The organism is Streptomyces sp. NPDC021019, assembly GCF_044333295.1.
Lineage (GTDB): Bacteria > Actinomycetota > Actinomycetes > Streptomycetales > Streptomycetaceae > Streptomyces.
The window spans coordinates 240418-253995 of record NZ_JBIRQR010000008.1; the positions used below are offsets into that span (position 1 = coordinate 240418).

Annotated in this window: 14 protein-coding genes and 1 pseudogene; 6 read left to right on the forward strand and 9 right to left on the reverse strand. The window is 73.8% G+C overall.

The window, feature by feature from the left end; translation table 11 throughout:
• Positions 1–98: 98 nt before the first annotated feature.
• Positions 99–170, forward strand: a pseudogene (locus tag ACH4RG_RS32120) (Lrp/AsnC family transcriptional regulator); the annotation flags it as partial.
• Positions 171–242: 72 nt separating this feature from the next.
• Here the strand turns inward: ACH4RG_RS32120 and ACH4RG_RS32125 are convergent.
• Both ACH4RG_RS32125 and ACH4RG_RS32130 read right to left on the reverse strand, forming a co-directional pair.
• Positions 243–3251: an AAA family ATPase gene (locus ACH4RG_RS32125; RefSeq protein ID WP_398540625.1), complete on the reverse strand. Its 3009-nt coding sequence runs from the start codon at positions 3249–3251 to the stop codon at positions 243–245.
• Entirely contained in the window at positions 3248–4417 is a 1170-nt protein-coding gene (locus ACH4RG_RS32130) for an exonuclease SbcCD subunit D (RefSeq protein WP_397923360.1), read from the reverse strand. Before ACH4RG_RS32130 ends, ACH4RG_RS32125 begins: the two co-directional genes overlap by 4 nt.
• Here ACH4RG_RS32130 and ACH4RG_RS32135 point away from each other — a divergent pair.
• Positions 4403–4684: a hypothetical protein gene (locus ACH4RG_RS32135; RefSeq protein ID WP_397923358.1), complete on the forward strand. Its 282-nt coding sequence runs from the start codon at positions 4403–4405 to the stop codon at positions 4682–4684. The two genes, ACH4RG_RS32130 and ACH4RG_RS32135, sit on opposite strands and share 15 nt — an antisense overlap.
• A 65-nt stretch (positions 4685–4749) precedes the next feature.
• Here the strand turns inward: ACH4RG_RS32135 and ACH4RG_RS32140 are convergent, their stop codons facing one another.
• Positions 4750–5376, reverse strand: coding sequence for a YigZ family protein (locus ACH4RG_RS32140; RefSeq protein ID WP_397923356.1), 627 nt, complete (start codon positions 5374–5376; stop codon positions 4750–4752).
• A 75-nt stretch (positions 5377–5451) separates the two neighbouring features.
• On the opposite strand from ACH4RG_RS32140, the gene ACH4RG_RS32145 reads away from it, so the two are divergent.
• Together ACH4RG_RS32145 and ACH4RG_RS32150 are read left to right on the forward strand one after the other, a co-directional pair.
• Entirely contained in the window at positions 5452–5898 is a 447-nt protein-coding gene (locus ACH4RG_RS32145; RefSeq protein WP_398163329.1) for a CoA-binding protein, read from the forward strand.
• Positions 5899–6048: 150 nt separating this feature from the next.
• On the forward strand, positions 6049–6879 hold the full coding sequence (locus ACH4RG_RS32150; protein WP_397923352.1) for an aminoglycoside N(3)-acetyltransferase: 831 nt from the start codon (positions 6049–6051) through the stop codon (positions 6877–6879).
• A gap of 19 nt (positions 6880–6898) precedes the next feature.
• Here the strand turns inward: ACH4RG_RS32150 and ACH4RG_RS32155 are convergent, their stop codons facing one another.
• The 3 genes from ACH4RG_RS32155 to ACH4RG_RS32165 all read right to left on the reverse strand — a co-directional run bounded on the left by ACH4RG_RS32155 (position 6899) and on the right by ACH4RG_RS32165 (position 8966).
• On the reverse strand, positions 6899–7453 hold the full coding sequence (locus ACH4RG_RS32155; RefSeq protein ID WP_397923350.1) for a YbaK/EbsC family protein: 555 nt from the start codon (positions 7451–7453) through the stop codon (positions 6899–6901).
• Between the two features lie 44 nt (positions 7454–7497).
• Positions 7498–8070, reverse strand: a complete 573-nt coding sequence (locus tag ACH4RG_RS32160; protein ID WP_397932512.1) for a helix-turn-helix domain-containing protein — start codon at positions 8068–8070, stop codon at positions 7498–7500.
• A 146-nt stretch (positions 8071–8216) separates the two neighbouring features.
• Positions 8217–8966: an acyltransferase gene (locus ACH4RG_RS32165; RefSeq protein WP_397923346.1), complete on the reverse strand. Its 750-nt coding sequence runs from the start codon at positions 8964–8966 to the stop codon at positions 8217–8219.
• 178 nt (positions 8967–9144) lie between these two features.
• Between ACH4RG_RS32165 and ACH4RG_RS32170 the strand changes: the two genes are divergently transcribed.
• Entirely contained in the window at positions 9145–9675 is a 531-nt protein-coding gene (locus ACH4RG_RS32170; protein WP_397923344.1) for a gamma carbonic anhydrase family protein, read from the forward strand.
• Between the two features lie 84 nt (positions 9676–9759).
• Here ACH4RG_RS32170 and ACH4RG_RS32175 read toward each other — a convergent pair whose 3' ends face one another.
• Entirely contained in the window at positions 9760–10197 is a 438-nt protein-coding gene (locus ACH4RG_RS32175; RefSeq protein ID WP_397923783.1) for a DUF4442 domain-containing protein, read from the reverse strand.
• Positions 10198–10318: 121 nt separating this feature from the next.
• Here ACH4RG_RS32175 and ACH4RG_RS32180 point away from each other — a divergent pair, with 121 nt between their 5' ends.
• A complete protein-coding gene (locus tag ACH4RG_RS32180) occupies positions 10319–11410 on the forward strand; it encodes a hypothetical protein (RefSeq protein WP_397923342.1) in 1092 nt (363 codons plus the stop codon).
• Positions 11411–11455: 45 nt separating this feature from the next.
• Here the strand turns inward: ACH4RG_RS32180 and ACH4RG_RS32185 are convergent, their stop codons facing one another.
• Together ACH4RG_RS32185 and tuf are read right to left on the reverse strand one after the other, a co-directional pair.
• Positions 11456–12301 carry a spermidine synthase gene (locus ACH4RG_RS32185; RefSeq protein ID WP_397932508.1) on the reverse strand — a complete coding sequence of 282 codons (846 nt, stop codon included), beginning with the start codon at positions 12299–12301 and terminating at the stop codon, positions 11456–11458.
• A 71-nt stretch (positions 12302–12372) separates the two neighbouring features.
• Positions 12373–13548, reverse strand: coding sequence for an elongation factor Tu (gene tuf, locus ACH4RG_RS32190; RefSeq protein WP_397932507.1), 1176 nt, complete (start codon positions 13546–13548; stop codon positions 12373–12375).
• Between the last annotated feature and the right edge of the window lie 30 nt (positions 13549–13578).

Genomic DNA, 13578 nt, shown 5'->3' on the forward strand with positions numbered 1-13578 from the left:
GCCCGGACCCCGGCCTCAGCAGCCGCAGTCGGCGGCGTCGGCCGGCGCGGTGAGCGGGTCGGCGACACGCCGCCCGACGCCCTCCGGGGTCTCGAAGGCGGATCGGCGCGCTGGGCTCCGTCACCACCAGCGTCGTGTACTCCTCGCCGCTCCCCCGCCGAGCGATCGGGCTCTGCCCCGGAGAGGCGTCCGCGTGGCCGGGCCGAATCACAGGCGGTGGGCGTCCGCGTGGCCGGGCCGAATCACAGGCGGTGGTGGACGGAGGAGCCCCGGCGCTCCTTCACCACCTCCAGCCGGACCGGGATCCGGCGGCGCAGGTCGGCCACATGGCTGACGATGCCGACGCTGCGGTCCCGCTCCCGCAGGGAGTCCAGCACGTCGAGCACCTCGTCCAGGGTCTGGTCGTCGAGACTGCCGAACCCCTCGTCGATGAAGAGGGTGTCCAGGCGCACGCCACCGGTCTCCTCGGTCACGACGTCGGCGAGGCCCAGCGCGAGCGCCAGCGAGGCGAAGAACGTCTCCCCGCCGGAGAGCGTCGCGGTGTCCCGTTCGCTGCCGGTCCAGGCATCGACCACGTGCAGTCCGAGCCCTGCTCGGCGTCCACCGGTGCGGGCGTCGGAGTGGATCAGGGTGTAGCGGCCCGAGGACATCCGCTGGAGCCGTGCGGTGGCGGCGGCGGCCACCTGTTCGAGGCGGGCGGCCAGGACGTACGCCTCCAGCCGCATCTTGCGCTCGTTGTCGGCCGAGGTGCCCGCCGCCAGACCCGCGAGCCGGGCGATCCGCTCGTACTCCAGGCGCACCGGGCCCAGCCGCCGCACCTCGTCGGCGGCCTCACGGGAGAGCCGGGCCAGCTCCCCGCAGCGCTCGTCTGCGGCGGCGAGTGCGGAGGACGCCTCACGTACCAGCCACTCCGCCGTCTCGAACTCGCCCTGAGCTGCCGACGGCTGCGCGGGGGGCTGCTCGGCGGCCTCGCGGGCGTCGCGTTCGGCGCGGCGGTCGGCGACCGCGGCGGCCTCGGCCTGCCAGGCGTCGATGCGGTGCTGGAGGTCGCGTTGGGCGGCGGCGTCGAGGACGGTCGCGGCGGCGGCCTCCGGGGTGTCGAAGCCGGCCCGGAACGCCGCCTCGGAGAGCCGGCCGTCGGCCTCCTTGCGCCGCCGGGCCGTCTCCTGTTCGACGCGTACGGCCTCGGCGGCCTCCGCGAGGCGTGCCACGCGGCGGGTCAACCGCTCCGCGTGCGCCGCGACGGACGGCGACTCACCCCGGGCGGCGGCGATCTGCTCCTCCAAGCGGGCCTGTTCGGCATCGAGGGCCTCGCGCGCGGCGGTGCGAGCGGAGATCCGGCTGTGTGCTTCCTGCCGCTGTTCCAGCCGATCGGCGTGCTCGCGCTCGGCGGTGGCGAGGGCCTCGCGCGCCGGGTTCGTCGCGGCGGCGAGCCGGTGGGCCTCGGCGTGTTCGTCGGCCAACCGGTCTACCAGCGCACCGAGTTCGGCCACGGTGGAGGATGCGGAGGCATCGTCTCCCAGAGCCTCCGTCTCCGCTGCCGCGTGCCGTTCGCGTACGAGTCCGAGCCGCTGTTGCGCACGGGCTCGGGTCTCCTCGGCGGACCGCTGGGCGGCCAGCGCCCTCTCCTCCGTCGCCCGGTCGACATGGCCGTCGCCGGGGCTGGCGGGGGCCGGGTGTTCGGCCGACCCGCAGACCGTGCAGGGCTCGCCCGTGACGAGACCTGCGGCCAGCTCGGCCGCGATGCCCCGCAGTCGGCGTTCGCGCAGGTCGAGCCAGGATGTGCGGGCGTCCAGCTCCTGTTCACGTGCGACGGTGAGCCGCTCCTCGGCCTGCTGTACGTCGGTGGCGAGCGCGTCACGGCGGCCCGCCGCGTCCAGGCGGCGGCGGGCCGGGGCGAGGAGTCCGGCGAGCTGCTCGGCGCGGGTGGCGGCCTCCTGCGAGGCGTCGACGCGACCCTTGAGGGCCGCACGGGTGGTGTCCCAGTCGGCAAGCCACGCGTCCGCCTCGCGGATCAGCTCGTCGTCCGCCTGGGCCTCCCGGTTCAGCCGGACGCGCTCCCCGTCGATCCGCGCACTGCGCTCCTCGGCCTGTCGCGCCGCGTCGAGTGCGTACAGTTCCTGCTGGAACTTCCTTTCCAGCTCGGTCAGTCGGTCGACGCCCGCGTCGGAGAGCTCCGGAGTCAGCAACGACCGGGCCCGGTCGAGACCTTCGCTCGCGGCCAGGTACGCCCGCTCCGCCTCCTCGCGCAGCTCCAGCGCCGGGGCGACCCGGTCCGCCCTGCGGGCACGTTCCAACTGCTCCTGGCAACCGTCGTGTTCGGGCCGTCGCTCCTCCAGGGCCGCGGCGCGGCGCACGGTCTCCTCGTACCGCTGCTGGAGACGGGCGCGTTCGCGCTCGGTGTCCAGGGCGTGGCGTGCCGCGCGCTGCCGGCCCTCGGCCCCGGCCAGCACGCAGTGGGCGATGCCGAGCCGCTCGCGGGCCGTGGACCGGGCGATGGCGGCCCACTCCAGGACGGCTTCGGCGAGACCGGGTTCGCCGGGCCGGGCGGCGATCGGGGTGGCCTCGGCGCCGACGGGTCCGGCCGCCTGGGCGATGCGCTGGGCGAGGGCGAGGATCCGCTCGTCGGCGGCGGTGACCCTGGCCTCGGCGCCCCGGCGCAGTTCGGCGAGGCGTTCCTCGACGGCGGCGAAGCGGCGGGTGTCGAAGAGCCGGCCGAGGAGCTTGCCGCGGGCCTCGGCGTCCGAGCGCAGGAAGCGGGCGAAATCTCCCTGCGGCAACAGGACCACCTGGCAGAACTGGTCCCGGCTCATGCCGATGAGCTGGGTCAGCTCCTCGCCGATCTCCTGGTGCGACTTGCTGAGCGCCTGCCAGCCGCGCTCGGGGTCGTAACCGCGCAGCCGGCTCTGGGCCTTCTCCACGGTGAAGCCGTCGCCGCGCTTCTTCGGGCGGGGCTGGGCGGGGCTGCGGGTGACTTCGAGACGCCGGCCGCCGACGGTCAGCTCCAGCCGGACCTCGGTGGGCAGGTCCGCCGGGGCGTGGTCGCTGCGCAGGGAGGCGCCGGGGCTCTGCCGGGCGCCGGGGACGGCCCCGTACAGGGCGAAGCAGACGGCGTCCAGGACGGAGGTCTTCCCGGCGCCGGTGGGTCCGTGCAGCAGGAAGAGCCCGGCGGAGGAGAGGGCGTCGAAGTCGACTTCCTGGGTGGCGCCGAACGGCCCGAAGGCGGTGACGCTCAGGCGGTGCAGTCTCACCGGGACACCTCGCGCACGGTCCCGTCCACCCGTACGTCGTCGAACGCGGCCCGCAGCACGGTGCGTTCGAGGTCGCTGGGACCGCTGCCGCCGCGGACGTGGGCGACGAAGTCCTCGGCGATCTGGTGGTCGTCGCGGCCCTGGAGGCGCTGGGCGTAGGACGCGCCCGGGTCGTCCGGCGGCCGCTCGGGGTCGAAGACGAGGCTGAGGGTGTGGGGGAAGCGCCGGGCGAGGCGGGCCATGGGTTCGGCCGGGCGCACCGGGTCGGTGAGGGTGGCCTCGACCCAGGCGTGCTCGTGGCGTTCCAGGGCAGGGTCCTCCAGGAGGGTGTCGATCCGGCCGCGGAGCCGGGCGAGGGGCCGCTCCACGGGGCAGTCGATCCGTTCCTCGGCCGTGATGTCCCCGTCGCCGTCGAGGTCGATGAGCCACATCGTCTTGCGGTGGTCGGCCTCGGAGAAGGAGTAGGCGAGCGGGGAGCCGGAGTAGCGGACGCGGCTCGTGACCCGCTGGGAGCCGTGGAGATGGCCGAGGGCCACGTAGTCGACGCCGTCGAAGACCCCGGCCGGGACCGCCGCGACCCCGCCGACGGTGATGTCGCGTTCGCTGTCGCTGGGCTGCCCGCCCGCCACGAAGGCATGTGCGAGGACGACGGAGCGGGTGCCTCCCGGGCGGGTGGCGAGGTCGGCGCGGACCTGGTCCATGGCAGCGGTGAGGGCCGCCTCATGGCCGGCCTTGGCGGCCCGGAGGACGTCCTTGACCAGGGCGGGTTCCAGGTAGGGCAGCCCGTAGAACGCCACGTCGCCGTGGTCGTCGGCGAGCACGACCGGGGTGGCGCAGTTCTCCGGGTCGGTCCGCAGGTGGATCCCGGCCCGCTCGAAGAGCCCGGCGCCGACGCCGAGCCGGCGGGCCGAGTCGTGGTTGCCGGAGATCATGACCGTGGGGACGCCGGCGGCGGCGAGCCGGTGCAGCGCGCGGTCGAACAGTTCGACGGCGGTGAGCGGCGGCACGGCCCGGTCGTAGACGTCGCCCGCGACGAGGACGACGTCCACCTCGCGTTCCCGGACGGTCGCCACGAGGTGGTCGAGGTAGGCGGCCTGGGCGTCGAGGAGGGAGACGCGGTGGAAGGACCGGCCCAGGTGCCAGTCCGAGGTGTGCAGGATCCTCACGCCATCACTCCGGCGGATCCGGTCCGCGTCATCGTTCCGCCGGTCGCGGCCTGCATCGCCGTTCCGCCGGTCGCGGCCCGCGTCGCCGTTCCGCCGATTCCGGCCTGCCCCGCCGTCCCGCCCGTCGCGGGCCGCATCGTCATCGTGCCGGTTCCGGCCTGCATCGTCGTCGTCCTCCACCCGTGGGCCGCACACCGGCGGCCCGTGATCCCGCTCGGCACCGACCACGCTATCGCCGCCGGGCCGCCGAGCCCGCATCGATCATGATTCCGGTGGTCGTGGGATTGCCCTCACCGCGCGCGTTCGCACGCCGGCGCCGTCTCGGGTCGCCGTCATACGTCGCCGTACGCCTCGCCGCCCAGCTCCAGCACGGCGGTCCCCGCGGTCGCGTCGGCGAGCCAGGCGGTGAACGCACCGACGGCGCCGTCCGGCAGCCCGATGTCGATGGTGACGGCCTCGGCGTACCGCACCTCGCGGACGTCCCGCCCGGTGGCCCGCAGGTCGTTCTCCAGCTTTCCGGCCCGTTGGTGGTCGACCCGGATCGTGGCGAGCCGGAAGCGCTGCCGGGTGATGGTGCCGAGCGCGTCGAGGGCCTCGCCGACCACTCCCCCGTACGCCCGGATCAGCCCGCCGGCGCCCAGTTTGACCCCGCCGTAGTAGCGGGTGACGACCGCCACGGCGTACCTCACCTCCCGCCGCATGAGCATCTGGAGCATCGGGACACCCGCGGTCCCGCCGGGTTCACCGTCGTCGCTCGCCTTCTGTACGGAGGCGTCGGCGCCGATCACGTACGCGAAGCAGTTGTGGGAGGCGGTCGGGTGCTCCTTGCGGACGCGGGCGACGAAGTCCTGCGCTTCCTGTTCGGTGGCGGCGGGGGCGAGGGAGCAGAGGAAACGGGATCGGTTGATCTCGCTCTCGTGCACACCCGCGCGGGCGACGGTCCGGTACTGCTCCTGCATCCGTCCACCCTATGCGCCACCGGGAGGACGGGCGCCGGCGGGAATGAGCGGGCGGGGGCCGTCGGTTGTCCCGGCATGAACGCAGACGGCAGCAGCACGGCGGACTCGTACGCGGACCCCGCGACGATCAGGCGGATTCTCCAGGACACGGGCGAGACCTGGGCGGTGGTGGGCCTGTCGGCCAACCGTTCCCGGGCGGCCTTCGGTGTGGCGGAGGTCCTCCAGCGGTTCGGCAAGCGCGTGGTGCCCGTGCACCCGAAGGCCGAGACGGTGCACGGGGAGCAGGGGTACGCCTCGCTCGCGGACATCCCCTTCCCGGTCGACGTGGTGGACGTGTTCGTCAACAGCGAGCTGGCGGGCGGGGTCGCGGACGAGGCGGCGGCGGTGGGTGCGAAGGCGGTGTGGTTCCAGCTCGGCGTCGTGGACCCGGACGCCTACGAGCGGACGCGCGCGGCGGGGCTGGACATGGTCATGGACCGGTGCCCGGCTATCGAGATCCCGAAGCTGGCCGGGCCCGCCTGAGCGGACCGGGTATGCGGGACGCCTGTGCGGACCGGGTGTGCGGGACGCCTGTGCGGACCGGGTGTGCGGGACGCCTGTGCGGACCGGGTGTGCGGGACGCCTGTGCGGACCGGGTGTGCGGGACGCCCCGGGACGGGAAGAATCCCCGCCGTGGACGACGTACTCGACGCAGACGTGCTCGACGGAGCCCGGACGACAGCCGCTCTGACCGCGCTGGGCGTTCGGCCCGGCGATGTGCTCCTGGTGCACGCCTCGCTGCGGTCGCTCGGACCGGTGGCGGGCGGCGCGCGGGAGGTGCTGGGCGCGCTGCGCCGGGCCGTGGGGTCCGGGGGGACCCTGGTGGTCCCCGCCTTCACCCCGGAGAACTCCGACACCTCCCCGCACTACCGCGCGCGGGTACGAGGCCTGGACGCGGGCGCCGTCGACGCCGTGCGGGCCTCGATGGAGCCGTACGACCCGTCGCTGACCCCCGCGCCGTCGATGGGCACGCTGGCCGAGACCGTGCGGACGGCCCCGGGGGCCGGGCGCAGCGCGCATCCGCAGACCTCGTTCGCCGCGCTCGGTCCGGAAGCGGCGCGGCTGCTCGCCGGGCACCGGGCCGACTGCCATCTCGGGGAGGACTCGCCGCTGGCCCGGCTGTACGAGGCGGATGCCCGGATTCTGCTGCTCGGCACCGGCTACGCCACGTGTACGGCGTTCCACCTGGGCGAGTACCGGATGCCCGGTCCGCCGCGCCGGAGCTACCGCTGTGTGGTGACGTCGCGGGGGGTGCGCCGGTGGTGGGAGTACGAGGATGTCGCCCTGGACGACGGGGACTTCGCCGCCCTGGGCGCGGCGTTCGAGGAGGTCGCGGCGGACGGTGCCGTACGCGCGGGACGCGTGGGCGCGGCCGACTGCCGACTCGTCCGGCTGCGCCCCGCCGTCGACTTCGCCACGGACTGGCTCACGGAGCGCCGATCCGGCCGCGCGATGGGCAGTTGAGGCGCCCGCGAAGGGCGGCTCAGACGCCGAGGCCCTCGACGAGGACGGCGCCCGGCAGGGCGGCCAGCGCCTTGCCGGGGACGATGAGCTTGCCGCGTCGGCTGCCGCTGCCGATCAGGACCCACTCCTCGTCCACCACGGCGGGGTCCAGCAGGAGGGGCCAGGCGGCGGGCAGGCCGATCGGGGTGATGCCGCCGTACTCCATGCCGCTCTCGCCGACCGCCGTGTCCATCGACGCGAACGAGGCCTTGCGGGCGCCGAGGTGTCTGCGGACCGCCCCGTTGACGTCGACCCGGGTGCGGGAGAGCACCACGCAGGCGGCGAGGGTGACCTCCTGGCCGCGCTTGCCCGCCACGACGACGCAGTTGGCCGAGGCGTCCAGCAGTTCCAGGCCGTAGTGCTCGGCGAAGACCGCGGTGTCCGCGACGGCCGGGTCGCTGTCGACGTGGACGACCTGCTCGGCGGTGAACCCTTCCCAGCCGACGGTCAGGGCGGTGACGACGGGGGCGGGGAGCAGGTCGAGCCGTTCCGCGGCGGGAGCGGCGTCCTCGAAGGTGCCGATGGGTGCGCGCATGGCGCTCACGCTAACAGGGGCGGCGGCGGGAGCGTCCGGGCGTCTCAGCGGACGGGCGGGATGGCGACGACCATGGTGAACACGGCCGGTTCGGAGCCCTCGTTGCGGTAGCCGTGCGGTACGTGCGCCTCGAAGGTGGCGGAGGTCCCGGCGGGGACGCGATGGGTGCGGCCGTCGACGACGAGGGTCAGTTCGCCCTCGGTCACATGGAGGAGTTCCACGGTGCCCTCGGGGTGCGGGTCGGACGTGGTGCCCTCCCCCGCCGTCAGCCGGCAGGTCCACAGTTCGAGCGGGCCGCGGGCCTCGGTGCCGACGAGCAGCGTGGTGGAGCTGCCCGCCTCGGTGGACCACATGCGGACCGCCCGGCTCTCCGGGACCAGCCGGACCTGGGCTCCCTGCTCGTGGTCGAGGAGGGTGGTGATGCTGACGCCGAGCGCGTCGGCCAGTTTGACGGTGGTGCCGACGCTCGGGTTCGTCCGCGCCTGCTCGATCTGGATGATCATCCCGCGGCTGACTCCGGCGCGGGCCGCGAGGGCGTCGAGGGTGAAGCCGCGCTCCCCCCGCCAGCGTCTGAGGTTGCGGGCCAGCGACTGGGTGAGCTGGTCGAGGTCGGACACGTACCGTCCCTGCGGTGGATGGCGAAGTGCGGGTAGATGGCGGAGTGCGGCGTACCGGGTCGCGTACGGCGCATGCCGGGGTCAAGAATATTGCACTGCGCTACGGTGCGCTCCCGCGTCCGGCGGGCTGTACCGCCACCGCCGTCCTACGGCGTTTCGCGCGCCTCGTCCAGCTCCGCGAGGGCCAGCAGCTGTTCGGGCGTGACGCCTTCGGGGATCGGCACGGGCGGCGGTGTGCGCAGGGGCGGCTGCCAGCCCTTCTCCGGGTCCCAGCTGCGGACGACGCGGGCGGGGGCCCCCGCGACCACCGCGTGGTCGGGGACCTCGCCCCGTACGACCGCGCCCGCGGCGACCACAACGTTCCGGCCGAGCCGGGCGCCGGGCAGGATCACCGCGCCGGTGCCTATCCAGCAGCCGGGCCCGATCGCCACCGGTTCCATCCGGGGCCACTGTCTGCCCACGGGCTCGTGCGGGTCGTCGTAGCTGTGGTTGGTCGAGGTGATGTAGACGTACGGTCCGCAGTACGTGTCCGGGCCGATCGTCACCGTGGTGTCCGCGATCACATGGCTGCCGCGCCCCAGCACCACGCCGTCGCCCAGGGTGAGGACGGTGTCGGGGCCGAGGTCCAGGTCCGGCATCATCCCGGCCGTGAGCGTGACCTGCTCGCCGATGACGCAGTGCGCGCCGAGCTCGATCCACGGCGCCCCGAACACGGTCCCCTGCGGGAAGGCGAGCCGGGTCCCCGTGCCGATCGCGCGGAACCGCAGCCGCCCGGGGTGCTCGGCGGTGACCGCGCCCGCCCGTTGTGCCCAGGCCCAGCCGAGGTGGACCGCGCGGGAGGCGGCACGGCGCGGCCGGTGGGCGAGGAAGGAGAACGCGTTTCGGTTCTTCGGCACGCGCTCACGGTAGTCGGCGGCGCGGTGGGCGATACGTGCGGTGACCTGTGATGTTCGCCCCACCGGGCGCGGTGCGCGGGGAGTCGTCCCCTACCGTGTGGGTCGGGCCGGTCCGGCGGATGCGAGCGATTGCGCGGGGAAGGCCCGGGAGCACCACACCGGCGCGAAGGAGCAGGCGATGGCGGAGCAGGCGTTGATCACGGGCATGGGCGGCCAGGAACCGGACATCGACGTGGACGCGTTCGTGGCCCCGACCTCCGTGGTGATCGGCGAGGTGACGCTCGCCCCCGGCTCCAGCGTCTGGTACCAGGCCGTGCTGCGGGCCGACTGCGGTCCCATCACGCTCGGCCCCGACAGCAACATCCAGGACAACTGCAGCGTGCACACCGACCCCGGGTTCCCGCTCACCGTGGGCGCTCGGGTCTCGGTCGGTCACAACGCGGTGCTGCACGGCTGTGTGATCGAGGACGACGTGCTGGTGGGAATGGGCGCCACGGTGCTCAACGGCGCGCACATCGGGGCGGGCTCGCTGGTCGCGGCGCAGGCCCTGGTGCCGCAGGGCATGCGGGTGCCCCCGGGCTCGCTCGTCGCGGGGGTGCCCGCGAAGGTGAAGCGGCCGCTGACGGCCGAGGAGCTGGAGGGCATCCGCTTCAACGCGGCCGGGTACGTGGAGCTGGCGAAGGCCCACCGCGCGGCGCACGGGGGCTGACGCCCGGACCCCGGCCGCAGCACACCCGGGCCGCCGTCCCTCCCGTTCGGGCAGGGGCGGCGGCCCGGGTGCGTACGGCGTTTCTCAGCTGCTGGGGCGCAGGGTCCACACGACGGTCATCTCGCCGGTGACCGCGCCGTCGGCACGCCGGATCTCGATGGCGACGGGGAACTCCGGCCGCTGTCCGGCGTCCAGCTCGGCGACGACGTCGGCTATGGGGCGGCCGAGGGTCGCGGTCGCCGTGACCTCGCCCTTGGCGAGCTTCTTGTATCCGATCTCGGCCTTCACGGCGAGCGGCACGGCGCGCGACATCTGGTCGCCGAAGGCGGCGATGACGATCGCGCCGCTGGCGGACTCGGCGAGCGTGAACATCGCTCCGGCGTGGGGCCCGCCGAGGTGGTTGTGGTAGTCCGCCTGGTCGGGCAGCCGGACGACGGCCCGCTCCGGGGTCGTCTCCAGGAAGTCGAGGTTGAGGGTGCGGGCCATCGGCACCGTCGCGACGAGCATCTCGCCCACGGTCATCTGTTCAGCGCTCATGCCCGAAGGTTACTCATCAGTAGCACTGTTTGGCCATCCCCTTGTGACGGCTCTGGGACAGGGCGGCCGTAGAAGTGGTCGCCCGGCCCATCTATGGTTACTGGCCATGTGGCCAGGAACGCAGCCGCCCGGGGGCGAGCAGAACCCGCAGGACCAGAATCAGAACCCGTACCAGCAGCCGGGGTACCAGCAGCCGAATCCCTATCAGCAACCGGGATATCCGCCGCAGGGCCAGCCGGGGCAGCCCACGGAGCCGGGCTACGGATACCCGCAGGGCCCGCCCGCCGGGCAGCCCGGGTACCAGCAGCCCAATCCCTACCAGCAGCCGACGGTGCCGCAGTACGCCGTCCCGGGTCCGCCCGGCGGGCCGAAGCCCGGCGACGACAAGAAGAAGACGACGATCGTGGCGATCGTCGCGGCGACCGCCGTCGTGGTCGCGGCGGGCGTCACCGGTTTCCTCGTGCTCGGCAAGGACGACGACGGCAAGACCGTCGCCGACGACAAGAAGTCCGCGTCGCCGAGCGCCGAGCCCAGCGAGCCGGAAACCGGCTCCGCGCCGCCGGCGGAGAACCCGCGGGGCTCCGACAGCGACCCGAAACCGGTCGTTCCGGGCTGGAAGGTCGTCACCAACCCCAAGTGGGGCACGCAGTTCGACGTGCCCGGTGACTGGGAGGTCGCGAGCTCGGGAATGTTCTCCGGCTTCGAGGACGCCAAGGAGCCCACCGGCAAGCCGGTCGCCGGCTTCACTGCACCCGCTTACTACAAGAGCAAGTGGTGCGTCGACGACTCCGACGGGGACGGCAGCGAGGAGGACACCGGGCTGGCCGGCGTCGGGACGAAGGGCGCCCAGGGCGCCAAGAGCACCGACGAGGCCGCGAGGATCGAGGCTGCCAACTGGGTGTGGGCCGCCTACGCCCAGCTGGATCCCAAGTCCAAGGTCAAGACCAGTAAACCCAAGGCGTTCACCACGGAGTCGGGTCTCTCCGGCAGCGTCGTGCAGGCCACGGCACTGGGCCTCGCCAACAAGGAGAAGTGCGACAGCGACGGGAAGTCGATCGCCTTCTCCTTCAAGAACTCCAAGGGCGACTACTCGACCTGGGTCCTCTACGCCGCCACCGGTGTCAAGGACGAGCTTCCGGACACCACCATCCAGAAGATCCTGAGCACGGTCCGCCTCTCCGGTCAGCCCACCGGCTGACCACCCGCCCCGCCCGTTCCCGCCACCGAACCGCCCGACGGAGCCTCAGCCGACGCTGAAGGCTCCGTCGGGCGGTTCGGGCGAGGCGACCGCGCCCACGTCCGGAACCGGACGGGCCCCGCCGATGAACCGGGTCAGCGCGGGGCCGTGGGTGACCCGTGCGGGGAAGGCGTCGGCGGCGCAGGCGCGGACGAGCGGGGCCACGTCGAGGGGCGCGTACGAGGCGAGCACGACGACGTTGCCGAAGCGCCGCCCTCGCAGCACGGCCGGTTCCCCGATCAGCGCCAGTGCCGGGAAGACCTCTGCCAAGTTCGCCAGCTGCGAGCGGAGGAAGGCGAACGGCGCGCTGTCGGCCAGGTTGGCGGCGTAGATCCCGTCCTCGCGCAGCGCCCGGCCCGCGGCCCGCGCGTACTCGACGGACGTGAGGTGCGCGGGAACACGGGAGCCGCCGAAGACGTCCGCGATCAGGAGGTCGGCGGAGGCGGGGACCACTGCCTCCAGCCGCTCCCGGGCGTCGGCCGCGTGCAGGGAGACGCCACTGCCGTCGGGCAGCGGCAGATGCTCCCGGACCAGCCGCAGCAGCTCGTGGTCCGCGTCGACGACGTCCTGGCGCGATCCGGGGCGGGTCGCCGCCACATAGCGGGGCAGGGTCAGCGCCCCGCCGCCCAGGTGCAGCACGTCCAGGGGCTCGCCCGGCCCGGCCGCGCCGTCCACGACGTGGGCGAGCCGGCGCACGTACTCGAACTCCAGGTGGGAGGGGTCGTCGAGGTCGACGTAGGACTGGGGCGCGTCGTCGACCGTCAGCAGCCAGGCCCGGTCGCGGTCCACGTCGGGCAGCAGCCGGGCGGTGCCGCAGTCGACCTCGCGGATGACGGGTATCGGCTCGTTCACGCCTCCATTGTCGCTACCGCGCCCCGCTGCCCGCCACCCCCGGGACGGGGGGCGACGGGCAGCGGGGGTGCTCAGAGCAGCGCGGTGACCGTGCCCGCGCCGACCGTGCGGCCGCCCTCGCGGATCGCGAAGCCGAGACCGGACTCCAGTGGCACGTCGCGGCCCAGTTCCACGGTCATCGTGACCGTGTCGCCGGGACGCGCGACCGCGAACTCCCCGAGGTCGACATCGCCGACGACGTCCGCCGTACGGATGTAGAACTGCGGCCGGTAGCCGGTGGTCACCGGGGTCGACCGGCCGCCCTCCTTCGTCGACAGGACGTACACCTGGGCGGTGAACCGGCGGCTCGGCACGACGCTGCCGGGCGCGGCCACGACATGGCCGCGGCGGACGCGGTCGCGCTCCACCCCGCGCAGCAGCAGCGCGACGTTGTCCCCGGCCTCGGCGGACTCCATCGGCTTGCCGAAGGTCTCCAGACCGGTGACGACCGTCTCGACGTCCGCGCCGAGCACCGCGACCCGGTCGCCGACGCGGACGGTGCCGCGCTCGACGGCGCCGGTGACGACGGTGCCCCGGCCGGTGATGGTCAGGACGTTCTCGACGGACAGCAGGAACGGCGCGTCGGTGTAGCGCACCGGAATCGGCACGTACGTGTCGACGGCGTCCAGCAGCCCTTCGATCGCCGCCGTCCACCGCGGGTCGCCCTCCAGCGCCTTGAGCCCGGAGACCCGGACCACGGGGACGGTGTCGCCGCCGTACCCGTGCGCGGAGAGCAGCTCGCGGACCTCCAGCTCGACCAGGTCGGTCAGCTCGGGGTCGCCCGCGTCGGCCTTGTTGAGGGCGACGACGATGTGGTCGACGCCCACTTGACGGGCCAGCAGGACGTGCTCGGCGGTCTGCGGCATGATCCCGTCGAGCGCGGAGACGACGAGGATCGCCCCGTCGAGCTGCGCCGCTCCGGTCACCATGTTCTTGATGTAGTCGGCGTGTCCGGGCATGTCGACGTGCGCGTAGTGGCGGGTGTCGGTCTCGTACTCGACGTGCGCGATGTTGATGGTGATGCCGCGCTGGGCCTCCTCGGGGGCCCGGTCGATCCGGTCGAAGGACACGTAGGAGGTACCGCTGCCGCCGCGCTCGCTGAGGACCTTGGTGATGGCGGCGGTGAGCGTGGTCTTGCCGTGGTCGACGTGGCCCATGGTGCCGATGTTGAGGTGCGGCTTGGTGCGTACGTAAGCCGTCTTGGACATGGCTCGTTCCTTAGGAAGAACTCGAAGCGG